Source organism: Anaerosacchariphilus hominis (assembly GCF_014290175.1).
GTDB classification, from domain to species: Bacteria; Bacillota; Clostridia; order Lachnospirales; family Lachnospiraceae; genus Laedolimicola; species Laedolimicola hominis.
In genome coordinates this window covers 385,943-410,537 of sequence record NZ_JACOOR010000002.1, presented here as the reverse complement: position 1 = coordinate 410,537, position 24,595 = coordinate 385,943, and the positions used below count along the sequence as shown (strand labels likewise).

At 52.1% G+C, this 24,595-nt stretch carries 25 protein-coding genes; 11 read left to right on the top strand and 14 right to left on the bottom strand.

What is annotated here, in order from left to right; translation table 11 throughout:
* Window positions 1–71: 71 nt before the first annotated feature.
* The 8 genes from H8S44_RS04435 to H8S44_RS04400 all read left to right on the top strand — a co-directional run bounded on the left by H8S44_RS04435 (window position 72) and on the right by H8S44_RS04400 (window position 7,222).
* Window positions 72–560 (top strand): hypothetical protein, encoded by a 489-nt coding sequence (locus H8S44_RS04435; protein WP_002569239.1) that lies wholly within the window; start codon window positions 72–74, stop codon window positions 558–560.
* 627 nt (window positions 561–1,187) lie between these two features.
* Window positions 1,188–1,583: a plasmid mobilization protein gene (locus H8S44_RS04430; RefSeq protein WP_002594236.1), complete on the top strand. Its 396-nt coding sequence runs from the start codon at window positions 1,188–1,190 to the stop codon at window positions 1,581–1,583.
* Window positions 1,555–3,180, top strand: coding sequence for a relaxase/mobilization nuclease domain-containing protein (locus H8S44_RS04425; RefSeq protein ID WP_002594235.1), 1,626 nt, complete (start codon window positions 1,555–1,557; stop codon window positions 3,178–3,180). Before H8S44_RS04430 ends, H8S44_RS04425 begins: the two co-directional genes overlap by 29 nt.
* The gene (locus H8S44_RS04420) at window positions 3,170–3,556 is read left to right on the top strand and encodes a cysteine-rich VLP domain-containing protein (protein WP_002594234.1); all 387 of its coding nucleotides are present in this window, start codon (window positions 3,170–3,172) and stop codon (window positions 3,554–3,556) included. The genes H8S44_RS04425 and H8S44_RS04420 overlap by 11 nt, the downstream gene beginning before the upstream one ends.
* A gap of 130 nt (window positions 3,557–3,686) precedes the next feature.
* Window positions 3,687–4,427 (top strand): replication initiator protein A, encoded by a 741-nt coding sequence (locus tag H8S44_RS04415; protein WP_002594233.1) that lies wholly within the window; start codon window positions 3,687–3,689, stop codon window positions 4,425–4,427.
* Entirely contained in the window at window positions 4,424–5,278 is an 855-nt protein-coding gene (locus tag H8S44_RS04410) for an ATP-binding protein (RefSeq protein ID WP_002594232.1), read from the top strand. The genes H8S44_RS04415 and H8S44_RS04410 overlap by 4 nt, the downstream gene beginning before the upstream one ends.
* The gene (locus H8S44_RS04405) at window positions 5,275–5,469 is read left to right on the top strand and encodes a transposon-encoded TnpW family protein (protein WP_002594231.1); all 195 of its coding nucleotides are present in this window, start codon (window positions 5,275–5,277) and stop codon (window positions 5,467–5,469) included. The genes H8S44_RS04410 and H8S44_RS04405 overlap by 4 nt, the downstream gene beginning before the upstream one ends.
* Before the next feature lie 127 nt (window positions 5,470–5,596).
* Complete coding sequence (locus H8S44_RS04400) at window positions 5,597–7,222, top strand: recombinase family protein (protein ID WP_002594230.1); 1,626 nt, start codon at window positions 5,597–5,599, stop codon at window positions 7,220–7,222.
* Between the two features lie 407 nt (window positions 7,223–7,629).
* Here H8S44_RS04400 and H8S44_RS04395 read toward each other — a convergent pair whose 3' ends face one another.
* The 4 genes from H8S44_RS04395 to gap form a co-directional block, all read right to left on the bottom strand.
* Window positions 7,630–7,938: a type II toxin-antitoxin system RelB/DinJ family antitoxin gene (locus H8S44_RS04395; protein WP_178038033.1), complete on the bottom strand. Its 309-nt coding sequence runs from the start codon at window positions 7,936–7,938 to the stop codon at window positions 7,630–7,632.
* Window positions 7,939–8,230: 292 nt separating this feature from the next.
* A complete protein-coding gene (tpiA, locus tag H8S44_RS04390) occupies window positions 8,231–8,980 on the bottom strand; it encodes a triose-phosphate isomerase (protein WP_186997529.1) in 750 nt (249 codons plus the stop codon).
* Window positions 8,981–9,076: 96 nt separating this feature from the next.
* Window positions 9,077–10,282, bottom strand: a complete 1,206-nt coding sequence (locus H8S44_RS04385) for a phosphoglycerate kinase (RefSeq protein ID WP_186997528.1) — start codon at window positions 10,280–10,282, stop codon at window positions 9,077–9,079.
* Between the two features lie 356 nt (window positions 10,283–10,638).
* Window positions 10,639–11,652: a type I glyceraldehyde-3-phosphate dehydrogenase gene (gene gap, locus H8S44_RS04380; RefSeq protein ID WP_186873102.1), complete on the bottom strand. Its 1,014-nt coding sequence runs from the start codon at window positions 11,650–11,652 to the stop codon at window positions 10,639–10,641.
* A gap of 240 nt (window positions 11,653–11,892) precedes the next feature.
* Here gap and H8S44_RS04375 point away from each other — a divergent pair, with 240 nt between their 5' ends.
* Entirely contained in the window at window positions 11,893–12,693 is an 801-nt protein-coding gene (locus H8S44_RS04375) for a histidinol-phosphatase HisJ family protein (protein ID WP_186873103.1), read from the top strand.
* A gap of 59 nt (window positions 12,694–12,752) precedes the next feature.
* On the opposite strand, the gene mnmA is transcribed toward H8S44_RS04375, so the two are convergent.
* Genes mnmA through H8S44_RS04355 form a run of 4 tightly spaced genes read right to left on the bottom strand, consistent with a single transcriptional unit; the run spans window position 12,753 to window position 16,034 of the window.
* The gene (gene mnmA / locus H8S44_RS04370; RefSeq protein WP_186873104.1) at window positions 12,753–13,874 is read right to left on the bottom strand and encodes a tRNA 2-thiouridine(34) synthase MnmA; all 1,122 of its coding nucleotides are present in this window, start codon (window positions 13,872–13,874) and stop codon (window positions 12,753–12,755) included.
* Between the two features lie 26 nt (window positions 13,875–13,900).
* Complete coding sequence (nifU, locus tag H8S44_RS04365; RefSeq protein WP_158363365.1) at window positions 13,901–14,344, bottom strand: Fe-S cluster assembly scaffold protein NifU; 444 nt, start codon at window positions 14,342–14,344, stop codon at window positions 13,901–13,903.
* A 27-nt stretch (window positions 14,345–14,371) separates the two neighbouring features.
* Window positions 14,372–15,553, bottom strand: coding sequence for a cysteine desulfurase NifS (gene nifS / locus H8S44_RS04360; protein ID WP_186873105.1), 1,182 nt, complete (start codon window positions 15,551–15,553; stop codon window positions 14,372–14,374).
* A gap of 19 nt (window positions 15,554–15,572) precedes the next feature.
* Window positions 15,573–16,034, bottom strand: a complete 462-nt coding sequence (locus H8S44_RS04355; RefSeq protein ID WP_186873106.1) for an RrF2 family transcriptional regulator — start codon at window positions 16,032–16,034, stop codon at window positions 15,573–15,575.
* Window positions 16,035–16,176: 142 nt separating this feature from the next.
* On the opposite strand from H8S44_RS04355, the gene H8S44_RS04350 reads away from it, so the two are divergent.
* Both H8S44_RS04350 and H8S44_RS04345 read left to right on the top strand, forming a co-directional pair.
* Window positions 16,177–17,523, top strand: a complete 1,347-nt coding sequence (locus H8S44_RS04350) for a polysaccharide biosynthesis protein (protein WP_186873107.1) — start codon at window positions 16,177–16,179, stop codon at window positions 17,521–17,523.
* A 122-nt stretch (window positions 17,524–17,645) separates the two neighbouring features.
* The gene (locus H8S44_RS04345) at window positions 17,646–18,674 is read left to right on the top strand and encodes a 3-deoxy-7-phosphoheptulonate synthase (RefSeq protein ID WP_186873108.1); all 1,029 of its coding nucleotides are present in this window, start codon (window positions 17,646–17,648) and stop codon (window positions 18,672–18,674) included.
* An 86-nt stretch (window positions 18,675–18,760) separates the two neighbouring features.
* Here H8S44_RS04345 and xerD read toward each other — a convergent pair whose 3' ends face one another.
* The 6 genes from xerD to recA form a co-directional block, all read right to left on the bottom strand.
* A complete protein-coding gene (gene xerD, locus H8S44_RS04340; protein WP_186873109.1) occupies window positions 18,761–19,633 on the bottom strand; it encodes a site-specific tyrosine recombinase XerD in 873 nt (290 codons plus the stop codon).
* Window positions 19,634–19,790: 157 nt separating this feature from the next.
* A complete protein-coding gene (locus tag H8S44_RS04335) occupies window positions 19,791–20,387 on the bottom strand; it encodes a stage II sporulation protein M (RefSeq protein WP_186873110.1) in 597 nt (198 codons plus the stop codon).
* Between the two features lie 61 nt (window positions 20,388–20,448).
* On the bottom strand, window positions 20,449–21,246 hold the full coding sequence (proC, locus tag H8S44_RS04330; RefSeq protein ID WP_186873111.1) for a pyrroline-5-carboxylate reductase: 798 nt from the start codon (window positions 21,244–21,246) through the stop codon (window positions 20,449–20,451).
* A gap of 110 nt (window positions 21,247–21,356) precedes the next feature.
* Window positions 21,357–22,898, bottom strand: a complete 1,542-nt coding sequence (gene rny, locus H8S44_RS04325) for a ribonuclease Y (protein ID WP_186873112.1) — start codon at window positions 22,896–22,898, stop codon at window positions 21,357–21,359.
* 125 nt (window positions 22,899–23,023) lie between these two features.
* Window positions 23,024–23,542 carry a regulatory protein RecX gene (locus tag H8S44_RS04320; protein WP_186873113.1) on the bottom strand — a complete coding sequence of 173 codons (519 nt, stop codon included), beginning with the start codon at window positions 23,540–23,542 and terminating at the stop codon, window positions 23,024–23,026.
* Window positions 23,517–24,581 carry a recombinase RecA gene (recA, locus tag H8S44_RS04315; protein ID WP_186873114.1) on the bottom strand — a complete coding sequence of 355 codons (1,065 nt, stop codon included), beginning with the start codon at window positions 24,579–24,581 and terminating at the stop codon, window positions 23,517–23,519. The genes H8S44_RS04320 and recA overlap by 26 nt, the downstream gene beginning before the upstream one ends.
* Window positions 24,582–24,595 lie beyond the last annotated feature (14 nt).

Genomic DNA, 24,595 nt, shown 5'->3' with positions numbered 1-24,595 from the left:
CATTGAGAATATTTCATAATTTCTTGAAAGTACTCTCAGTGCTTTCTTTGATAATATGAAAGGAGAAATAAATGCAAAAAAAACAACTTTCTGTATTAGTACTAATTATTTTATGCTTTTTATTAGGATGTAACAGAGAAACACCAAAAGATGAATCTCAACAAAATTATGAAGATGAATCTAATATTTCTAAAACAAATGGAGAAGAACTTGTAAATATAAACAGTGAATTGTTAGGTTCGACTCCTTTTGATATCCAAATCGATAAAACAGCATTGCAGACTAGAAAAGAAACAGAAACAGAAGTTACAATAAAGACAAATTTAACAGACTGGGGTTATACTGTTTCTTCTGAAAAAGGGAAAATATCTGATATAAATAAAAATTCATTCATATATATAGCACCTAAAGATGAGAGGGATGATACTATAAAAATACAATTATCGGACTATGAAAATGGCATATCATATGAATATACAATTCCACTTATTTTTGCGGGAAACAATGAACATTCTTTAGATAAATTCAAGGAAAATCTTTCAAGATTACCTAATAGTTAGTAAAGAGTCGATAGACTAAAGTACCACCATCCTCTTTTATTTCAACTGAATATCCATCCCGCCGCACCGCAGCGGCACATGAAGCAGTAAATCCGAAAAAGATTTGCTGCTTTTTTTGCGTCCATTTTTGGCAAATTTCCAAAAGTTCCGTATTAGACAGTGAAACCAAAAAAGGCTGCCATTTTTTTCAGACAGCGGGCAAAACGCAGCTTCCGAAACGCCTTATTGTCGGGAAAGACCGAGCCGCCGGAAAAGTTCTTGCCGGAAAGTCCGTCCATTCTGCTCTTTTGTGGTTTGTAGGGAGTAAGGGAAAAACGCCAGCCCGCAGCCTTTTATAAAAAAAGCTGGTTATAGATTTTCTGAAAAAGTGGCAGTAGCAAGTGAACGGCAGGCCGGCAGTTTCTTAGAGCAAGATTCTACCGAGGTGCCAAAATTCGCTTATCGCTCATTTTGCCCCTGCGGGAATCTTGTTGGGGAGTGCCTTCCCCAAACCCTGCTTATGCGGCTTGCGCCGCTGAAAAACCCCTCAAAATATTTTTCGGATTTTTCAAAAACAGTTCCGCTTCACACCCTGTTTTTCTCCTATTAGTGAGAGGACACCACGCACAGAAAGGAGGTCAACCACCTATGAAACGATACAACACGCCGCACCGCAGCCGGGTAGTCAAAACACGCATGACCGAGGAAGAATACGCCGAGTTTGCCCAGCGGCTTTCTGCTTACCACATGAGCCAAGCCGAGTTTATCCGGCAAGCCATAACCGGGGCAGCCATACGCCCCATCATAACCGTTTCCCCCATCAATGACGAGCTGCTTGCCGCTGTCGGGAAGCTGACCGCCGAATACGGGAGGATCGGCGGCAACTTAAACCAGATAGCCCGGACGCTGAACGAGTGGCACAGTCCCTATCCGCAGCTTGCCGGGGAGGTACGGGCGGCGGTTTCCGACCTTGCTGCCCTAAAGTTTGAAGTCTTGCAGAAAGTGGGTGACGCTGTTGGCAACATTCAAACATATCAGCTCTAAAAACGCCGACTATGGCGCAGCGGAAGCCTATCTCACATTTGAGCATGACGAGTTTACCATGAAAGCCACCCTTGATGAAAACGGGCGGCTGATACCGAGGGAGGATTACCGCATTTCTTCCCTCAACTGCGGGGGCGAGGATTTCGCTGTTGCCTGTATGCGAGCCAATCTCCGCTATGAGAAAAACCAAAAACGGGAAGATGTGAAAAGCCACCACTATATCATCAGCTTTGACCCACGGGACGGGACAGACAACGGCTTGACCGTAGACCGGGCGCAGGAGCTGGGCGAGCAGTTCTGCAAGGAGCATTTCCCCGGACACCAAGCCCTAATCTGCACCCACCCGGACGGGCATAACCACAGCGGGAATATCCATGTGCATATCGTCATCAACTCCCTGCGGATTTACGAAGTCCCGCTTCTGCCCTACATGGACAGACCAGCCGACACGCTGGAGGGCTGCAAGCACCGCTGCACCAACGCCGCTATGGAATATTTCAAGAGCGAAGTCATGGAAATGTGCCACCGGGAGGGGCTTTACCAAATCGACCTCTTGAACGGCAGCAAGGAACGGATAACCGAACGGGAATACTGGGCGGCAAAGAAAGGGCAGCTTGCCCTTGACAAAGAGAACGCCGCCAGAGAAGCCGCCGGACAGCCGACCAAGCCCACCAAGTTTGAAACGGACAAGGCGAAGCTGCGCCGGACGATACGGCAGGCACTTTCCCAAGCTGGCAGCTTTGACGAGTTTTCTTCCCTTTTGCTGCGGGAGGGTGTGACCGTCAAGGAGAGCCGGGGGCGGCTTTCCTACCTCACGCCGGACAGGACAAAGCCTATCACAGCCCGAAAGCTGGGGGACGATTTTGACAAGGCTGCTGTCCTTGCCCTGCTCACGCAGAACGCCCACAGAGCTGCCGAACAGACCAAAGCCATACCCGAATACCCTGCCGCAGTTAAAAAGCCGTTACAAGGGGAAAAAGCTGCAAAAACCACCCCGGCAGACAACACCTTGCAGCGCATGGTTGACCGGGAAGCCAAGCGAGCCGAGGGCAAGGGCGTGGGCTATGACCGCTGGGCGGCAAAGCACAACCTAAAGCAAATGGCAGCTACCGTTACCGCCTATCAGCAGTACGGCTTTTCCTCCCCGGAGGAACTGGACGAAGCCTGTTCTGCCGCCTATGCCGCCATGCAGGAAAGCCTTGCGTGGTTGAAGCAGGTGGAAAAGACGCTGAACGGGAAAAAGGAGCTGCAACGGCAGGTGCTTGCCTATTCCAAGACCCGCCCTGTCCGGGACGGGCTGAAACAGCAGAAAAACGCCAAAGCAAAAGCAGCCTACCGTCAGAAGCATGAAAGTGACTTTATCATAGCAGACGCAGCCGCCCGCTATTTCAGGGAGAACGGCATTTCCAAGCTGCCGAGCTATAAATCCCTGCAAGCAGAGATTGAAAGCCTTATCAAAGAGAAAAACAGCGGCTACAACGATTACCGGGCAAAACGGGAGGAGTACCGCCGCTTGCAGACTGTCAAGGGCAATATCGACCAGATTTTACGCCGGAGCGAGCCGCAGCGCAGAAAGGAGCAGAGCCATGAACGGTAATATCCCCCGCATGGACTACCGCCAGTACCGGGCAGCCCGCCGCCTTGTGCATGAGTGCTGCAACTATGACAGCGGGAACTGCCTGCTGTTGGAGGACGGCGAGCCTTGCGTGTGTGTACAGAGTATCAGCTATTCGCTGCTCTGCCGCTGGTTTACCGCCGCTGTCCTGCCCCTTGATGAAGCACTGGAAGCCGCCCTCTTGCGCCGGGGAAGCCGGAAACGCTGCGCTGTCTGCGGGGCGTTCTTCTTCCCAAAATCCAACCGGGGGAAATACTGCCCGGACTGCGCCGGACGCATGAAGCGGATAAACGCCGCCAAACGGAAGCGGAAACAAAGGGAGAAATGTCACGCTTTAGGGCATTTCAAACCCGCATAAATCAAGGCTTTTTTGGAGGGTGTCAAAGGGTGCGTGATACATTTATCCTTTTCCCTTAAAAACGCCCCCTAAAAGCGTAACAGAACCCACAGACAGACACCACAAGGAGGTGAACCCTATCGCTGATTATATGACCGCAGGAACGGAGCTGCCCGCTTACCTGCCTTACCCCCGTTTCCTGCTGGAAACAGACCTATCCCACACCGCAAGAGAGTTATATGCGCTGCTGTTAGACCGTTCCACCCTTTCGCAGAAGAACGGCTGGCAGGACAGCGAGGGACGGACATACATTGTCTACCCCATAGCAGAGATAGCGGAAATGCTGGATAAAGGCTGCACCACCATAAAGGGCGCACTGAACGAACTGGACGCTGCCGGGCTGCTGGAACGCAGACGGACGGGCTTTTCTGCCGCCAACCGTCTGTATGTGAAAGTGCCGCCTATCCCAGTGGTACAGTTTTCCGACCAACTGACGGACGGAAAACCGCCCCTCATAAGGGCGGGAAACCGACCAACTGACAGCCGGAAAACTGACCTTATGACGGTCGGAAAACCGTCCCCTAACCAAACTAATATAAACAACCTAATAGAGAGCCAAACAAAAGGAGCGAGTGAGGGGCAGCCCCCCGCCGCTTATGGCAGATATAAAAATGTATTTCTTTCTGACACAGAACTTTTGGAGCTGGAACAGGACTTCCCCGGCAAGTGGGAGTATTACCTTGACCGCCTTTCCTGCCACATCGCTTCCACCGGGAAGCAGTACCAGAGCCATGCAGCCACCATTTACAAGTGGGCGCAGGAGGACGCTGCCAAAGAGAAGCCAAAGAAAGGCATACCGGACTATTCATTCAAGGAGGGAGAAAGCCTATGACCGATACAATCCACAACACCATACTGCCTATGACCGACACCACAGCCGAGCCGGAGGATTACACCGGGGAGGACGGGCTTTTATACTGCGGCAAATGCCGGAAACCCAAAGAAGCCTATTTCCCGGAGGGCAAGACCTTTTTCGGGCGTGACCGCCACCCGTCAGAGTGCGACTGCCAGCGGGCAGCCCGTAAGGAACGGGAAGCCGCCGAGAAGCGGCGCAGCCACCTTGAAACGGTGGAACGGCTGAAACGGCAGGGCTTTACAGACAAGACCATGCAGGACTGGACATTTGCCAACGATAACGGCAGCTGCCCGCAGATGAAGAACGCCGCCGGATATGTGGCACGCTGGGAACAGATAAAGGACGGGAACTACGGGCTGCTCTTGTGGGGCAGGGTAGGCACTGGGAAAAGCTATTTTGCCGGGTGTATTGCAAACGCCCTCATGGAGCAGGAAGTCCCGGTGTGCATGACAAACTTTGCAGCAATATTAAACGACCTTGCCGCCAGCTTTGCGGGCAGGAACGAATATATTTCCCGCCTTTGCAGCTTCCCCCTGCTCATCATTGACGATTTTGGAATGGAGCGTGGCACAGAATACGGTCTGGAACAGGTCTACAATGTGATTGACAGCCGCTACCGGAGCAGGAAGCCGCTGATTGTGACGACCAACCTCACGCTGGAGGAATTGCAGCACCCGGAGGACACCGCCCACGCCCGGATTTATGACCGCCTGCTTGAAATGTGTTCCCCTCTCTGCTTTACCGGGGAGAATTTGAGGAAAGCCGCCGCACAGGGAAAAATGGAACAGCTGAAACGGCTGCTTGCCGGAAAGGAGATTTGCCTATGACCGACACCCAGAGAAACAAACGCCCTGCCCGCCGCCCGGACTGCGTGACCGAAACGAGGATAGGCAACACAATCCTTGTGGTGTCTGGCTTTTTCAAGGAGGGGGCGACCGACACCGCCGCTGACAAGATGATGAAAGTGCTGGAAGCAGAAGCCGCCGCCGGATATTTGACCTGTGATAAGCCTGATTGAAAAACCGTCATTTTTACCGACCGTAAAGAAGCAGATTTGACGCTTTTGCCGCTATACAGACAGCCGCCCCATGTGGTACAATCAAGGTACGGAATAGTGGGGCTGGCTGTCGGAAACGGAGGAATTTATGTTAAGACAGACCACCCAGCAACTCATTACCGCCCTTTACCCAAGACTGTCCCATGAGGACGAGCTGCAAGGCGAGAGCAATTCCATTTCCAACCAAAAGAGGATTTTGGAAACCTATGCCAAACAGAATGGATTTTCTAATCTGCGCTGGTACACCGACGACGGTTATTCCGGTGCGAACTTTCAAAGACCCGGATTTCAAGCCATGCTTGCAGACATTGAAGCAGGGAAAGTCGGGACAGTTATCGTCAAGGATATGTCGAGGTTAGGGCGAAACTACTTACAGGTGGGAATGTACACAGAAATGATTTTCCCACAGAAAGGTGTCCGCTTCATCGCTATCAATGACGGAGTGGACAGCGCACAGGGGGAAAATGATTTTGCCCCGCTGCGGAACATTTTTAACGAATGGCTGGTGAGAGATACGAGCAAGAAAATCAAGGCAGTAAAACGCTCTAAGGGCATGAGCGGAAAGCCCATCACAAGCAAGCCCGTCTATGGCTACCTCATGGACGAGGACGAAAACTTTATCATTGACGAGGAAGCCGCCCCGGTGGTACGGCAGATTTACAGCCTTTGCCTTGCCGGGAACGGTCCGACCAAGATAGCCCGTATGCTGACCGAGCAGCAAATCCCCACGCCGGGGACGCTGGAATACCGCAGGACGGGCAGCACCCGCCGCTACCACCCCGGCTATGAGTGCAAGTGGGCGACCAATACCGTGGTTCATCTGCTGGAAAACCGGGAATATACGGGCTGTCTGGTAAACTTTAAGACCGAGAAGCCGTCCTACAAGCTGAAACACAGCATAGAAAATCCCCCGGAAAAGCAGGCGGTTTTTGAGAACCACCATGAGCCTATCATTGACCGGGAAACGTGGGAACGGGTGCAGGAGTTACGCAAGCAGCGCAAACGCCCCAACCGTTATGACGAAGTGGGCTTGTTCTCCGGCATACTCTTTTGTGCCGACTGCGGCAGCGTCATGTACCAGCAGCGATACCAGACGGACAAGCGCAAGCAGGACTGTTATATCTGCGGAAGCTACAAGAAACGCACCGCCGACTGCACAGCGCACTTTATCCGCACTGACCTCTTGACCGCTGGCGTACTCTCCAATCTGCGGAAAGTTACCAGCTATGCGGCAAAGCATGAAGCCCGGTTTATGAAGCTTTTAATCGAGCAGAATGAGGACGGGGACAGACGCAGGAACGCCGCCAAGAAAAAGGAGCTGGAAGCCGCCGAGAAACGCATAGCCGAGTTATCTGCTATCTTCAAGCGGCTGTATGAGGACAGCGTAACCGGGCGCATATCGGACGAGCGTTTCACAGAGCTGTCGGCAGACTATGAAGCCGAGCAGAAAGAACTGAAAGAACGTGCCGCCAGACTGCGGGAAGAACTTTCCAAAGCGCAGGAAGCCACCGCAAACGCTGAAAAGTTTATGAATGTGGTACGCAGGCACACTACCATTGAAGAACTTACCCCTACTCTGCTGCGGGAGTTTGTGGAGAAAATCGTTGTCCATGAAAGCGTTGCCCTTGACGGGAAACGCCGGGGCAAGTTACGCAGACAGGAAATCGAAATCTATTATTCTTTTGTCGGCAAGGTAGAACTGCCCGACACCTAACCGCCCGACCTATCCGACATACCTCATGTGCCGGATAGGAACGGCAAAATTTTTTACACTTCTATTACTTCTTTATCACACATAAGCAAACTTACAGGATTTCACATTACTCCACATCTTTTTTGGGAAAAATGCCGAAAAAGATTGACAAAGCTGTGAACAACGGGTAATATAGGATTCAGAAAAGCGTCTTGGATGAAGATAATCTAAGACGTTTTTTCCTATTAAGTAATACGAATCAGGACGCTGATTTCGTATAAAAAATGTCAAAAAAAGAGTGTATGGGAAGAAATTTTTCTTTTCCATGCACTCTTTACTGGTTTTTATTGCTTTGTGTAAAGATTTAATTGCTTATCAATGTTGCGTCCGCCATACATCACACGCAGGATCTCAACTGTTTTCCTATATCATAAGCCATAATCCTTACGTATCGCATCAAATACTTCTCTTGCATTTTTGGTGCGTCCCGCCTGCACATCTGCATATCCCTTTTCCAATTCTTCATGGAACTCTGCTTCCGATAATGCGCTGATATCAACAGGTCTTGCAGATGGAATTTTTACTTCAAACGGAAGTCCTCTCTGTAAAATAATTTGTTTATAAAACATATTGATTGCATTAGAAGCCGGAATTCCAAGGGTAGATAAAATGCTTTCCGCCTGCTCTTTCACATCCGGTTCTATTCTCGCATATAAATTCGCCGATTTTGCTGCCATATAGAATGTCTCCTTTCTTATGCTGCATTTTCTTCTACCCTTATTATACACAAATGTCCGCACAATAGCAAGTCATTTTTCAACCTCACAAATCTCCGCCATCAACACTGTCTTTACAACATTGGCATTTGGTGCTGTATTAGGGTGATACTAGGGTGATACTAAAAGGTGATACTAAAAAGATTATAAAGCATAATAAAAAGCCATTTGATTAGCAATATCAGCTAAATCAAATGGCTTTTTATCACGTTTTATAGCGTTATATTTGGCTATTTTGCCTAAAATTTCAGACTTACTTGTAATTTACAATCTTTCCGAAGTCCGGCTTCAGAGCTGCGCCGCCTACCAGGCCGCCGTCGATGTCTGCCTGTGCGAAAAGTTCCGGAGCGGTAGCTGCGTTTACAGATCCGCCGTACTGGATACGGATAGCTGCTGCAGTTGCCTCATCGTAGATCTCTGCGATGCAAGCGCGGATACCAGCGCAAACTTCCTGAGCCTGCTCGGTGGTAGCGGTCTTGCCGGTTCCGATAGCCCAGATCGGCTCATAAGCGATAACAGCTTCCTTTGCCTGATCGGCTGTTACGCCCTGGAAACCAACCTTAACCTGCTGACGGATGAAGTCCATGGTCACACCCTGCTCTCTCTGAGTCAGAGTCTCGCCGCAGCACATGATCGGTGTAAGACCATGCTCGAATGCTTTCAGCATCTTCTTGTTTACAGTCTCGCTGGTCTCTGCGAAGTACTCACGTCTCTCGGAATGTCCAAGGATAACATACTTAACGCCAGCGTCTGTCAGCATGTTCGGGGAAATCTCGCCTGTGTAAGCACCCTTCTCCTCGAAGTACATGTTCTCAGCACCAACCTGGATGTTGGATCCCTTGACAGCCTCTACGACCGGGATGATGTCGATGGCCGGTACGCAGAATACTACGTCTACATCATCGTTTGCTACCAGCGGCTTTAAGGTGTTTACCAGTTCTACTGCCTCGCTGGGAGTCATGTTCATTTTCCAGTTACCAGCGATAATTTTCTTTCTTGCCATTGTTTTGTTCTCCTCTATTATATATTTATTTCGCAGCGCAGATTCGGAAAATCTTCAATTTTCCTGTTCCGGCACTGCTCATAACTATTCCTTATCTTACAGGTCGTTAGCTGCTGCTACGCCCGGAAGCTCCTTGCCCTCAAGGAATTCCAGAGATGCGCCGCCGCCTGTGGAGATGTGAGTCATCTTGTCGCCGAAGCCCAGTGTGTTGACTGCTGCTGCGGAGTCGCCGCCGCCGATGATGGTGGTTGCGTCTGTCTCAGCCAGGGACTTCGCTACTGCGATGGTACCCTTTGCCAGGATCGGGTTCTCAAATACGCCCATGGGTCCGTTCCATACAACGGTCTTCGCGGACTTCACAGCCTCTGCGTACAGCTCTGCTGTCTTGGTTCCAATATCCAGACCCATCATGTCAGCCGGAATCTCATTGGAGGGAACTACGGATACCTCGATCTCAGCGTCGATGGGGTTCGGGAACTCTTTTGCGATAGTGGTGTCCACCGGAAGAAGCAGCTTCTTGCCAAGCTTCTCAGCCTTCTCCATCATCTCCTTGCAGTAGTCGATCTTCTCGTCGTCTACCAGAGAGGTTCCTACCTCGTAGCCCTTTGCCTTCAGGAAGGTGTAAGCCATTCCGCCGCCGATGATCAGAGTGTCGCACTTCTCAAGCAGGTTTGCGATAACATTCAGCTTGTCTGCAACCTTTGCGCCGCCCAGAATCGCTACGAAGGGACGCTCCGGGTTGTTGACTGCGTTGCCCAGGAAGTTGATCTCCTTCTGCATCAGGTATCCTACTACAGAAGTCTTTACATACTGGGTTACGCCTACGTTGGAGCAGTGCGCGCGGTGCGCGGTTCCGAATGCGTCGTTTACAAATACGTCTGCCAGGGAAGCCAGCTCCTTGGAGAATGCCTCTCCGTTCTTGGTCTCCTCTGCGCGGTAACGGGTGTTCTCAAGGAGAACTACCTCGCCGTCCTTCATAGCCGCTACAGCTGCCTTTGCGTTCGGTCCTACAACCTCCGGATCAGCTGCGAACTTTACTTCCTGGCCCAGAAGCTCGGAAAGTCTCTTTGCTACCGGCGCCAGAGACAGCTCCGGCTTCGGCTCTCCCTTGGGCTTGCCCAGATGGGAGCAAAGGATTACCTTGCCGCCATCAGCGATCAGCTTCTTGATGGTGGGCAGTGCTGCTACCAGACGGTTCTCGTCTGTGATCTTGCCATCCTTCAGCGGTACGTTAAAATCGCATCTTACCAGGACGCGCTGTCCTTTTACATTGATGTCATCTACAGATTTCTTGTTTAACATCTCAATCTCTCCTTATCGATTTAATAGATGAAATAGAATGTGCCATTGGCACATTCTCGCGCCGAGGCGCGGTTGCCTTGGCAACCATCTACCACTGCGCCGAGTGCGCATTTTTGCAAGCTCTGCTTGCTTTTATGGAATAGGGAATTCTATCGGAATTTCCTATTCCATAAAAAGAGGTCCGGTCCATAAAGACCGGACCTCTTAATAGGTCTTAATTCAATGGCCGCTCTCGCCACGCACCTTGATTTCGCTTCGCTTCATCTCGGTCGCCGGGCTGCGCCCTATGAAACCCGGAAAGCCCAGCCGCTTACGTGCAAGCACGATGCGTCTGCCCTTTCCGGCTTTCGCATGGCTTATGCTAATTCCGCAAAGTACTTGATTGTACGAACCATCTGAGATACGTAGGAGTTCTCGTTGTCATACCAGGAAACAACCTGTACCTGAGATGTGCCGTTGCCAAGGTTTACAACCATGGTCTGAGTAGCGTCGAACAGAGAACCAAATCTCATACCAACGATATCAGAAGATACGATCTCATCTGTGTTGTATCCGAAGGACTCTGTGGTCTGAGCCTTCATAGCTGCGTTGATACCCTCAACAGTAGCCTCGCCCTTAACAACTGCGTTCAGGATAGTGGTAGAACCAGTCGGGGTCGGTACACGCTGTGCAGCGCCGATGAGCTTGCCGTTCAGCTCCGGAATAACAAGGCCGATTGCCTTAGCTGCTCCTGTGCTGTTCGGAACGATATTTACTGCGCCTGCACGGCTTCTTCTCAGGTCACCCTTTCTCTGCGGTCCGTCAAGGATCATCTGGTCGCCTGTGTAAGCGTGGATGGTGCACATGATACCGGACTCGATGGGCATGTAGTCATTCAGAGCCTTTGCCATCGGAGCCAGGCAGTTTGTAGTACAGGAAGCTGCGGAAATTACAGTATCCTCTTTGGTCAGTGTCTCATGGTTTACATTGTAAACGATGGTCGGAAGGTCGTTTCCAGCCGGAGCGGAGATAACTACCTTCTTAGCGCCTGCTGCGATATGAGCAGAAGCCTTCTCCTTGGAGGTGTAGAATCCGGTACACTCCAGAACTACGTCTACGCCGATCTCTCCCCAGGGAAGCTCAGCTGCGTTAGCCTTTGCGTAGATCTTGATCTCCTTGCCATCAACGATGATGGAATCTTCTGTTGCAGATACGGTATCTGCCAGAGCGTACTTACCCTGAGAAGAATCATATTTTAACAGGTGAGCCAGCATCTTCGGGCTTGTCAGGTCGTTGATTGCTACAACCTCATATCCCTCTGCGCCAAACATCTGTCTGAATGCAAGTCTACCGATACGTCCGAAACCGTTAATCGCTACTTTTACTGCCATTTTGAATTTCCTCCTAAATATGAATTTAGATTATTTTGTGGTCCTCATCCTGCTGTAGGGACAGGCCCAACCTGTCATTATTGTACCGAATTCAATACAAAAAAGCAAGTACCAATTCTCTATTTTGACATAGATTGTGGGATTTTTGTCAGAACAGCGAATTTACAGCCGATCTTTTTCTTGTCATTGTATATTTTTTCGATTAATATGGGTGTATATTGATCCCGGGAGGGAAAAAATATGACCGCAGATTACCACTTACATTCCTGCTTTTCCGGTGACAGCGAGACGCCCACCGAGGACACGGTAAAAACAGGGATTCAAAAGGGCCTTGATCTCCTGTGCATGACCGAGCATCTGGACCTGGATTACCCCTATGACGACGTGAGTTTTGACCTGGATACAGAGGCCTATTTCCGGGAAATGCACCGGCTTCAGGAGACTTACCGGGAGCGCATTGAGATCCGCATCGGCGCGGAGCTGGGACTTCAGCCCCACCTGGGAGCATCCTGCCGGCAATGGCTTTCAGACAAGTCCTTTGATTTTCTCATTGGCTCCACCCATCTGGTAGACCGGATGGATCCCTATTATCCTGATTTCTGGGCTGCCCTGGACGTGTCCTCCGGTATCCGCCGATATCTGGATGTGACACTCGATAATATACGCAGTTTTGATGATTTTGATGTATACGGGCACCTGGATTATATCATCCGCTATATTCCCCGGGGTGAACGCCGCTTCTCCTACCGGACCTACGCTGACCGGGTGGACGCGATTCTGAAGCTTCTTATCGAAAAAGGCAAGGGCATCGAGCTCAACACCGGCGGCTATAAAGCCGGGCTTTCCGAGCCAAATCCCTGTCACGATGTACTGCGCCGCTACAAGGAGCTTGGCGGTGAAATCATTACCATGGGATCGGACGCCCATACCACCGAATATGTGGCTTATCGCTTTGAGGACGCCAGAGAGGTGCTGCGGCACTGCGGATTCCGGTACTTTACAGTATTCCGGGAGCGGAAGCCGGAGTTTGTTCCGCTCTAAAACCTTACTATCTATAGAAACCCAAAAATGAGCAGGGATTGCGTCTCCCTGCTCATACTTTATTTTTTCATGCCCTGCTTCGCTTTCTGGCACGGCTCCGGCGTCCGGATAATGGTCCCGCCGCCCAGCACATAATCGCCGTCGTAGAACACCACGGCCTGGCCTGGGGTCACGGCCCGAACGGGTTCTTTGAACTCCACGCGTACCAGGTCGTCTCCCTCCCGGTGAATCACACAGGGGGAACCCCTGTGGTTATAGCGGATCTTGGCCAGAACCTCTTTCCCTTCGGGGAAAACGGGCTCCGACATATAATTCAGCCGATTGGCGAAAAGGGTCGTGGTAAAGACATCCTCCTGCTCGCCGATGACCACCTCGTTGGTCTCCGGGCGAATTTCGGTCACCACCACACGGTGGCCCATAGCCAGACCCAGGCCTTTCCTCTGGCCGATGGTATAGTGGATGATACCCTTGTGACGGCCCAGCACCGTTCCGTCTGCTGTGACGAAATTGCCCTCTTTGGAGGGCTCTCCGGTGGTTCGCTCGATGAAGCCCGCGTAGTCCTGATCCGGCACGAAACAGATCTCCTGACTGTCCGGCTTCTTTGCCACACGAAAACCAAGCTTTTCTGCGATTTCCCGGATCTCATCCTTGGTATAGGCACCCACCGGCATCAAGGTATGGGACAGCTGCTCCTGAGTCAGATTATAAAGGGCGTACGTCTGATCTTTGGCAGCGGTAACGGAATTGCAGATGGCGTAACGGCCGTTTGGCAGCTGCTCCACCCGGGCATAATGGCCCGTGGCGATATAATCCGCACCGATCTCCAAACTTCGTTTTAAGAGAGCCTCCCATTTCACATAGCGGTTACAGGCGATGCAGGGGTTTGGGGTCCGGCCCGCCAGGTATTCCGCCACGAAATAATCCATGACAGCCTTTTTGAAATCCGTCTTAAAATTCATAACATAATAGGGAATATCCAGCTGAGCCGCCACCCTTCTTGCGTCGTCCACGGCGGACAGGCCGCAGCAGCCTCCATTTTCCTCCTGGGTGAACTCATCCTCGTCCTGCCAGATTTGCATGGTGGCCCCGATGACCTCGTAACCCTGCTCCTTTAAGAGATAGGCCGCCACGGAGGAATCCACGCCGCCGGACATTCCTACTACTACTTTTTTCTTTGCCATTTTCTATATCTCCGGCGAACCTGATTTTAGTAGTCCTCGCCCTCTTCTTCCTCGCCCTCATGGATATCGGACTTCGGCTTCTTCAGACCTTCGATCTTGATACCATGCTTCTCTGCGTAATCCCAGAGTGCCGCATGGATAGCCTCCTCAGCCAGCAGGGAGCAATGAACTTTCACAGGGGGAAGTCCGTCCAGGGCCTCCATAACAGCTTTGTTGGTAACCTCCAGGGCCTGCTGGATGGTCTTGCCCTTTACCAGCTCGGTAGCCATGCTGCTGGTAGCTACTGCTGCGCCGCAGCCGAAAGTCTTGAACTTACAGTCCTGAATGACACCGTTGTCGTCGATATCCAGATACATACGCATGATGTCGCCGCACTTTGCGTTTCCTACGGTTCCTACGCCGCTGGCATTCTCTATCTCTCCCACGTTACGGGGATGCTGAAAATGATCCATTACCTTTTCACTGTACATAATTGATTTCTCCTCTATTTTGAACTATTATTTATTTTTCTTAACGAAGTCTTCGTACAACGGAGACATGCTTCTCAGTCTGTCAATGATCCGCTTCAGATTCTCCACTACGAAGTCCAGATCCTCTTTGGTAATCTCCTCATTCAGAGTCAGTCTCAGAGAACCGTGGGCGATTTCGTGGGGCAGGCCGATGGCCAGCAGCACGTGGGACGGATCCAGGGATCCAGAGGTGCAGGCGGAACCTGAAGAACCGCAGATGCCTTCCATGTCAAGCATGATAAGCAGGGACTCGCCCTCGACGAACTGGAAACTGAAGTTCGCGTTGTTCGGAAGACGGGTGGTTCTGTGGCCGTTCAGTCTGGTGTAGGGAATCTCCTTCAGAACACGGTCAATCAGGTAATCACGAAGCTCGATCTCCTTATCGGTACGCTCCTTCATGGTAGCCATGGCACGCTCGGTGGCCTTGCCCAGTCCTACGATACCCGGCACGTTCTCGGTACCTGCACGACGCTTGCGCTCCTGGGCTCCGCCGTGTACGAAGGAACGGATCTTCACGCCCTTACGGATGTACAGGAAACCGATACCCTTGGGGCCGTTCAGCTTATGGCCGCTGGCGCTGAGCATGTCGATATGGTACTCGTCTACATTAATCGGCACCTGGCCGAAGGCCTGTACCGCGTCGGTGTGGAACAGAATGCCATGCTCATGGGCGATCTCGCCGATCTCCCTGATGGGCTGAATGGTTCCGATCTCATTGTTCGCGAACATTACAGAAATCAGGATGGTCTCCGGACGGATGGCTTTCTTCAGCTCGTCGATCTTCACCACGCCATTTTCATCCACCGGCAGGTAGGTGATCTCGTAGCCGTGCTTCTCCAGCCACTCGCAGGAGTGCAGGATGGCGTGATGCTCAATCTTTGTGGTAATGATGTGATTTCCCTTGCTCTTATATGCTTCTGCCGTAGCCTTCAGTGCCCAGTTATCGGACTCGCTGCCGCCTGCGGTAAAATAGATCTCCTCGGTCTGCGCGCCCAGGGCGCCTGCGATGGTCTCTCTTGCTGCTGTGATGGCCTTTTTGCTCTCGCCGCCAAGGCTGTATACGGTAGAGGGATTTCCATAGTGCTCTGTGAAATAGGGCAGCATAGCCTCTACGACTTCCGGCGCCGTCTTTGTGGTCGCCGCATTATCCAGATAAATTAACTTCTTCATGGTGATATCTCCTTCTCTTTTAGATGCAACAAGACGTACTTTCTTTCGTCCCGGCTTCATCCTTCATGCTTCTGCTCTCTTCGACCAGCTGTTCCAGCTTAATCTCGTCTACCGTCCGATTAATGCTGTCATTAATCTTCTGCCAGACGTACTTGGTCACGCAGAACTCGGAACCGTCGCAGGAACTTTCCTCTTCCAGTCCCGGGCAGTTCACAGCGTCCAAGCTTCCCTCCAGCGCCCGTAAGATATCTCCCACGGAGATCTCCGATGCCGGTCTGGCAAGCTTGTATCCGCCGCCCGCGCCTCTGACGCTCGTCACCAGTCCCGCCTTGCGAAGCTTCGCAATCAGCTGCTCCAGATAGCTTTCGGATATATTCTGTCTGGCAGAAATACTGGCGATGGAAACCGTCTCATTTTCACTGTACAGGGCCAAATCGATCAGTGCGCGAAGTCCATATCTTCCTTTTGTAGACAATTTCATATTGCCACCTCGCACTCAAAGGATATTGGGTGAATTCCGAGCGTTTTTGTCGGATTTCAGTTTTGATAATATCACTCAACTACAGTTCTGTCAAGCGGGATTTTACCATATATTACTTATAATTTGTTACCCGGGAGCGCCCATGAAATATCATTTGAAACATCATTCCCATCCCCTGATTACCGGCACTCTGCTTCTGACCGGCGCGGGCCTCGTTACCCGTCTCATCGGTTTCTTCTATAAAATATTCCTGAGCCGTACCATCGGTGCCGAGGGCATCGGTATCTATCAGATGATTTTTCCCATCTACGGTGTCTGCTATGCGTTGACCACCTCCGGATCCGAGATCGCCATCTCCCGCTTCGTCTCCCGGGAAAATGGCTCCGGCCGTCCGGAACGCGCCCGTCATGTGCTGACTGTGGGCCTGGGACTGGCCCTGGGGCTGGCCCTTCCCACCGCCTATTTTCTCTATACCAATGCTTCCTTTCTGGCTCTCAGGGTTTTGCAGGAGATCCGCACCGTCAGGCTTTTACAGATCCTGGCTTTCACCATTCCCTTCGGCGCCTGCCACTCCTGCATCTGCGGCTATTACTACGGCTCCAAACGACCGGCCATCCCTGCGGCAGCCCAGCTTTTTGAGCAGTTTTCCCGAGTGGGCGCTGTGTTTCTCATTTACCGGGTGGTGACGGAGCACGGGGACAGCCTGACGCCTCTGACCGCTGTGGTTGGCCTGGTTCTGGGGGAGTTCGCTTCCATGCTCTTCTGTCTCTTTTTTGTCTCCGGCGAATACACCGGGAGGGCTGCGTCTGCTTCCCAGAGTCTCTCCCCTGCGGCTTCCGGCGGTTCCCTGGCTCTTCCCATGCTCCGGCTGGCCCTGCCTGTCACCGCCAACCGGCTCTGCATCAATCTGCTGGCCAGCGCCGAATCCATCCTTCTGCCCCTCTGTCTCCAGCAGTACGGCCATACCTCCGAAGAGGCCCTCAGTATCTACGGAACTCTTTCCGGCATGGCCCTTTCCTTTATCCTCTTTCCCAGCGTCCTCACTAATGCGGTTTCCGTCATGCTGCTGCCCTCGGTCTCCGAATCCCAGGCCGCCGGAGAGCATCAGGACCTGACCCGCACCGTCCGCCGAACCGTGGCCTTCTGCCTGCCTCTGGGGATCGCCTTCACAGTCTTTTTCCTTCTGGCCGGAAGTTTCCTGGGAGACTTTTTCTTCCACAGCCGGATGGCCGGAGAATTCATCATGACCCTGGCCTGGATCTGTCCCTTCCTCTATCTGAACGGAACTCTCCACAGCATCCTGAACGGCCTGGGCCGTACCGGCACCGGATTCTTCAACAATCTGACTGGCATCCTGATCCGCATTTTCTTTGTACTGGCCTTCGTCCCCTCCTTCGGAATTCAGGGCTGCCTCTGGGGACTCCTGGCGGGGCAGCTGGCGGTATGCGGGATGAATCTGAAAGCGCTGAGGGATTACCTACATAATTAATGTAAAATTCTGCGTGACATTTGATGGAGGTTGTATTATGATAGAAACAGTTCGGCGGGCGGGTCTGCGGCCTGCGCTTCGAACGTCCGCAATCAATATATACAAACGAGGAGTTATGAAAAATGGGATTTGATTTCATCCAGAAGCTGCCCACCCCCCAGGAAACCCGCGAGCTCTATCCGGTTCCTGCCCGTGTGGCAAAGATAAAAGAAGAACGGGACAAGGAGATCCGTAAGGTCTTTACCGGCGAATCCGACAAGTTTCTGGCCATCATCGGCCCCTGTTCCGCCGATAACGAGGAAGCAGTCTGCGACTATGTGCGCCGTCTGGTTCCCATCCAGGAGAAGATTAAGGACAAGGTTCTGATCATCCCCCGCATCTACACCAATAAGCCCCGTACCACCGGCGACGGCTACAAGGGCATCATGCACCAGCCGGACCCGGAGAAGAAGCCGGACCCGCTGGCAGGCATCATCGCCCTGCGCCACATGCACATCCGCGCCATCGAAGAGACCGGTCTCACCGCAGCCGACGAAATGCTGTACCCGGAGAACCTGCGCTACGTTATGGACTTCCTTTCCTACGTGGCCATTGGAGCCCGCTCCGTGGAGAACCAGCAGCATCGTCTGGTATCCAGCGGTATCGATGTGCCCACCGGCATGAAGAACCCCACCAGCGGCGACTTCTCTGTCATGCTGAACTCCGTCTACGCGGCGCAGCACGGACATTCCTTCATTTACCGCGGCTGGGACGTACAGACCAGCGGAAATGATCTGGCCCATGTGGTTCTGCGCGGCGCTGTCAATGAGCGCGGCGTTTCCCTGCCCAACTATCACTACGAGAACCTGCGGAACCTCTGCAATCTCTACGCGGAGCGGGAGCTGAAAAATCCGGCCTGCATCGTGGACGCAAACCACAACAACTCCAACAAGCAGTTCAAGGAGCAGATCCGTATCGTCAAAGAGGTACTCCACAGCCGTTCCTGTGCCGACGACATCCATCGTATGGTCAAGGGCGTCATGATTGAAAGCTACATCGAGGAGGGCAACCAGGGGATCCACGACCACATTTACGGCAAGTCCATCACCGACGCCTGCCTGGGCTGGGAGGATTCCGAGCGCCTGCTGTATGAGATCGCGGAACGGTGCTGACAATTTCAACTCAAAAAACAGGAGAGATTTCCAGGGATGTGCCTGAAAGTCTCTCCTGCTTTTATCTGTTATACTTTAGCCCAGGTCTATCCCCTGGGATGCGCCTTCTCATAAATCTCCCGGGTCCGGGCTGTGTACATCATGGTGGTGGAGATATCCGAATGGCCCAGCATCTCCTGTACCGCGTGAAGATCCGCGCCGTTCTCCACCAGGTGGGCCGCAAAGGCGTGCCTGAGGGTGTGAGGCGTAATGTCCATCTGAATACCGGCCTGTCTGGCGTACTGCTTCAGCACCTTCCAGAATCCCTGACGGCTCATGCTTTTCCCGGAACAGTTGGGAAACAGCATCCCGCAGTCCTGCTCGCCGATGAGTTCCGGCCGGGCTTTCTCCCGATACTGCTCCAGAGCCTTTCTGGCTGTATTGCCAAAGGGAATCATCCGCTCCTTGTTCCGGTCACGGCAGATAATATACTGCTGCTCCCAGTTCACATCCGTCATCCGAAGAGAGATTAACTCCGTGACCCTCATGCCTGTGGCATACAGAAGCTCCAGCATGGCTTTGTCCCGGATGCCCTTGGCCGTGCGTTCTTCCGGCTGGTTCAACAGACGCTCCGTCTCCTCCACGGTGAGAATATCCGGAAGCTTCTTTTCCACTTTCGGAGCCTTCAGATGCTCCGCCGGATCCGCCGCGATGGTTCCTTCCTCCCGCAGATATAGGTAAAAACCCTTCATGGAAGCGATATTCCGGGATACGGTGGCTGCTGACATTCCATTTTTTTCCAAGTCAAGAATGTAGGAATGGAGGTTCGTCTCCGTCACTTCTTCCGCCTTTTCCACCTGCTGTCTGTGAAGAAAACGCATCATTTTCATCAAGTCTCTCTGATATGAGAGCTCTGTATTTCTGGAGGTCCTCTTTACATTGTGTAAATAGGACACAAACCCCTTAATCTCCTGTTCCATATCGCTGACTGCCCCTCAAACTGCCTGTATCACACTTTCCCCCTTCTTCTCCGAAAAGAGGGAATCTGAATTTCATTATAGTGACAAAGCCGCAGAAAATCAATCATCTTTTTCGTTTTTTCCATCTTTTTCTTCCAAAGCTTCGTTGATAACCTTTTCAGGAAAAAGCTTTCGAGGACAACAGGGTCTTCAGAAACATGGGATTCACATAGGCCTCCAGGAATACCCCCAGCAAAGTCAGAAGACAGGCCACCAGTCCCACCAGGGCGTAAAACCGGGTCTGGTTCTTTCCGCTGTGCCAGGCTCTGCCTCCCTCCTGACCCACCGACATCTCCTGCACCTTCTTCAGGAACCAACAGCCCGCAGGTATATAAAGGACAAACTGGGGCAGACCGCTGGCCACGCAGAGCAGCACCCCCATAAACCCCAGCTTTACCGCCGCTGTGGTCACTGTAACACCCAGGGCCATTCCGATCCAGAATAAAAAGATATACACTGCAGCCGTACCCAGGACTGTGAGACCGGTGAGCCACAGAACTGCCGTCACGGACCAGCGGGATCTCCAGATATACCAGAACAGCTCGTCTGAAGCAAACTCGATCTGCTGATATTTGGAAAAGAAATAACGGCTCATGAGGCTGGTCTCCCGGGCCACGTTCTTTCCAAATATGAGAATGTACAGGATTCCCATGGCAAAGCCTGCCAGAAACAAAGGTAAAAACCGGTTTCGACTGTCCATGTACCGTTTTTTCATAAAATAACCTCCCATACACTTTTCAGTGTATGGGAGGTCCTTCTTTTTCATTCCAGTTTTATTACTGCATTCCTTCTGACTTTTCCCAGCAGGCTTTGCAGGCCTTCAGGATCGCCCCCCTCATTCCTGCGTCCTCCAGGGCTGCCACTCCGGCGATGGTGGTGCCGCCCGGGGAGCACACCTTATCCTTCAGGGCCGCCGGATGCTCTCCGGTCTCCAGTACCATCTTTGCAGCTCCCGCCACTGCCTGGGCCGCAAAGGTATAGGCCTGAGCCCGGGGCAGGCCGAACTGCACGGCCCCATCCGCCAGGGCTTCGATGAACTGATATACATAGGCCGGGGAGCTTCCGCTGGCGCAGACCACGGCACTCATCATCCGCTCTTCCACGTCCGCATAACGGCCCACGCTGCCAAAGAGCTTGTGTACCATTCCGAGCTCGTCCTCGCTGAACTCCTCAGCGCGATAGGCCAGCCCTGTCATGCCTTCTCCGATGAGAGCCGGGGTATTGGGCATGGCGCGCACGATCCGCCGGTCGGAGCCCAGCACATCCTTCAGGCTGTCGATGGTGATACCGGGAGCCAGGGAAATCACCACATGCTCCGGTGTCACCGCATAACGGATCTGCTTCAGCACAGCCGGATAGTACTGTGGCTTTACCGCCAGCACCACGTATTTGCAGGCATTGGCGCATTCCGCGTTGGACTGGGTGTAGGCCACCTGGGTCTCAGAATAAACCCGCCGTCTGGTCTCATCTGTCTTCGCTGTGAACACCAAAGATTCCGCCGGAAACTCCTTTAACAGTCCTTTTAACAGAGCATAGCCCATATTTCCCATTCCAATGAATCCGATTTCTGCCATCTCTTTTCCTCCTTTTTCCCTTGCAGGATACTCCGAAAATCCAGAAGTACCTGATCTTTGATGGTTCTTTGATCGAAAAAGGATGCCGCCCCGCGACATCCTTCGTCTTTTTATTTTGCGTAATCTGTTACTCTGCTCTCGCGGATAACATTTACCTTGATCTGACCCGGATACTCCAACTCAGCTTCAATCTGCTTGGAAATATCTCTTGCCAGTAATACCATGGCAGCATCATCTACCTGATCTGGAACTACCATGACACGAATCTCTCTACCTGCCTGAATAGCAAAAGACTTGTCTACGCCCTTGAAACCATTGGCGATATCTTCTAACTGTTTTAACCGATTGGTATACGTCTCCAGGGTCTCTCTTCTCGCACCCGGACGAGCTGCGGAAATAGTATCTGCAGCCTGTACAAGACATGCGATAAGGGACGTAGGTTCTGTATCCCCGTGGTGTGACTCCACTGCATTGATGACGATGGGTGATTCCTTGTACTTTCTGCACAACTCGGCACCGATCTGGATATGAGACCCTTCCACTTCATGGTCAATGGACTTTCCAATGTCATGAAGCAGACCCGCTCTCTTCGCCATACGGACATCGACGCCTACCTCGCCTGCCAGCAGACCTGCCAAATGGGCTACCTCGATGGAATGCTTCAAAGCATTCTGACCGTAGCTGGTACGGAACTTCATTCTTCCCAGAAGCTTTACCAGCTCCGGGTGAATTCCATGGACACCGACCTCGAGAACGGCTGCCTCGCCTTCCTCGCGAATCATGGTCTCCACTTCCTTCTGCGCTTTCTCTACCATTTCCTCAATGCGGGCCGGATGGATACGGCCGTCCACAATCAGTTTTTCCAGCGCAATTCTCGCCACTTCACGGCGAATCGGATCAAAGCCTGACAAAATAACCGCTTCCGGTGTATCATCAATAATCAGATCGATACCCGTCATCGTCTCCAACGTACGGATATTTCGACCTTCCCGACCGATGATTCTGCCCTTCATCTCGTCATTTGGAAGCTGTACCACAGAGATCGTCGTCTCCGCCACATGATCTGCAGCGCATTTCTGGATCGCTGTTACCACATACTCCTTCGCTTTCTTGTCGGCTTCTTCCTTTGCCCTGCTTTCCATTTCTTTGACCAGCACGGCGGTTTCATGTTTTACTTCGTCTTCAACAGTCTTTAATAAATAATCTTTTGCTTGTTCGGAGGTTAGACCAGAGATTCTTTCCAGTTCCTGCACTCTTTTTTCCTGAAGCTTGTTCAGCTCTGCACTTTGTTTCGCAAGCTTCTCCTCTTTGGCCGCATAACTTGCTTCACGTCTCTCCAGCGCATCAGATTTCTTGTCAAGAGCTTCCTCTTTCGCAAGGACTCTGCGTTCATAACGCTGCAGCTCCGCTCTGCGTTCCTTTGTTTCCTTTTCCAGCTCGTTCTTTGTCTTCAGCGACTCTTCCTTCGCCTCCAGCAAAGCCTCGCGCTTGGACCGTTCTGCAACCTTTAATGCGTCGTCGATGATCTCTCTTGCTTTCTCTTCCGCGTTCCCGACTTTCTTTTCGATGGTCGTTTTGCGTACATAGGTGGTAACAAGAGCTGTAACCACGATACACACCAGTGCAACTATTATCGGAATATAAAACGGCACAGGAGCACCTCCTTATTTAGTTTTCATTGTACAAAGAACATAACATACAACATTTAAATTTTATACTTATTTTCGTATTATGTCAAGCTAACTTGCTTTTTTTCACCTGGATTTGTACAAAAAAGTTAATATTCGTTCTCCATATCCCGGCTTCGTATTTCCCGCAGAATATCTTCACTGCGAAAGCCTCTCCGCATCAGGAAGAGATAGAACCGGCGCAGCTCGTCCCGGTCTGCCGTCTCCGGATGAATCTTTTTTTTCTCCATCCATCTGCGGATCTGCCCGCTCTCATCCTGGGGCTCCGCTTCCCTCCTGGCCTCCTCCAGTACTTCCTTGGAAATTCCCTTTTTATAAAGGAGCTCCTGCTCCACCTGCCGGCTGCTCTTCACCCGTCCCCGGGTATTCAGATAGTTCACCGCGTAACGCCGATCATCAATATAATGGTACTCCTTCACGTAGGCGATGGCTTCCTCCACCGCCTCCGGCACATAATTTTTTTCCAGCTTTTCCCTCAGCTCCCGCTCGGTACGGTCGCTGCGTTCCAGAATATACAGTGCCCGGTGCTTGGCCCGCTTGGCGTCTCCGGACTTTTCCTTTTTCTCTGTTCCGTCCTCTGACTTACTTCTCTGCTGTCTCGCTCTCATTCTTCTTTCCTGCCGCGTCCGTCTTCTCCTCTGCCGTCTCTGCGCCATCCAGTCCGAAGCCTTCCCGTACCCGGGCCTCGATCTCCTGACAAATCTCCGGATTCTGCTTCAGGAACTGCTTGGCATTCTCACGTCCCTGGCCGATCTTGTCGCCATTGTACGCGTACCAGGCGCCACTCTTGTTCACCACGCCCGTATTCGCCGCCAGATCCAGGATGTCGCCCTCCCGGGAGATACCTTCACCGAACATGATATCAAACTCTGCTTCCTTAAAGGGTGGCGCGATCTTGTTCTTCACCACACGGATTCTGGTCCGGTTACCTACCATCTCTCCGCCCTGCTTCAGGGTCTCGATCCGGCGCACATCCATACGGATGGAGGAGTAGAACTTCAGGGCACGGCCTCCGGTGGTGACCTCCGGGCTGCCGAACATGACACCCACCTTTTCACGGAGCTGGTTGATAAAGATCACGCTACAGTTAGACTTACTGATCACGGCTGTCAGCTTCCGCAGGGCCTGGGACATGAGCCGGGCCTGCAGACCCACATGGGAATCTCCCATATCGCCCTCAATCTCAGCCTTGGGAACCAGGGCTGCTACCGAGTCCACGATGATGATATCCACAGCGCCGGAACGCACCATGGTCTCCGCAATCTCCAGGGCCTGCTCCCCGTTATCCGGCTGGGATATGTAAAGATTATCAATATCTACGCCGATGTTCTTCGCATATACAGGATCCAGCGCATGTTCCGCGTCAATAAAGCCGGCTATGCCTCCCCGCTTCTGTACCTCCGCTACCATGTGCAGGGCCACCGTAGTCTTACCACTGGACTCCGGTCCATATACCTCCACGATTCTTCCCTTGGGAATGCCGCCCAGTCCCAAAGCCAGATCCAGACTCAGACAGCCGGTAGGCGTGGTCTCGATCTGCATATTCGCGCCCTTATCTCCCAGCTTCATGACAGATCCCTTTCCAAACTGCTTTTCAATCTGGGCCAGGGCCGCGTCCAGTGCTTTCTGCTTTTCTTCTTTTACCATTTTTTTCTCCTTTA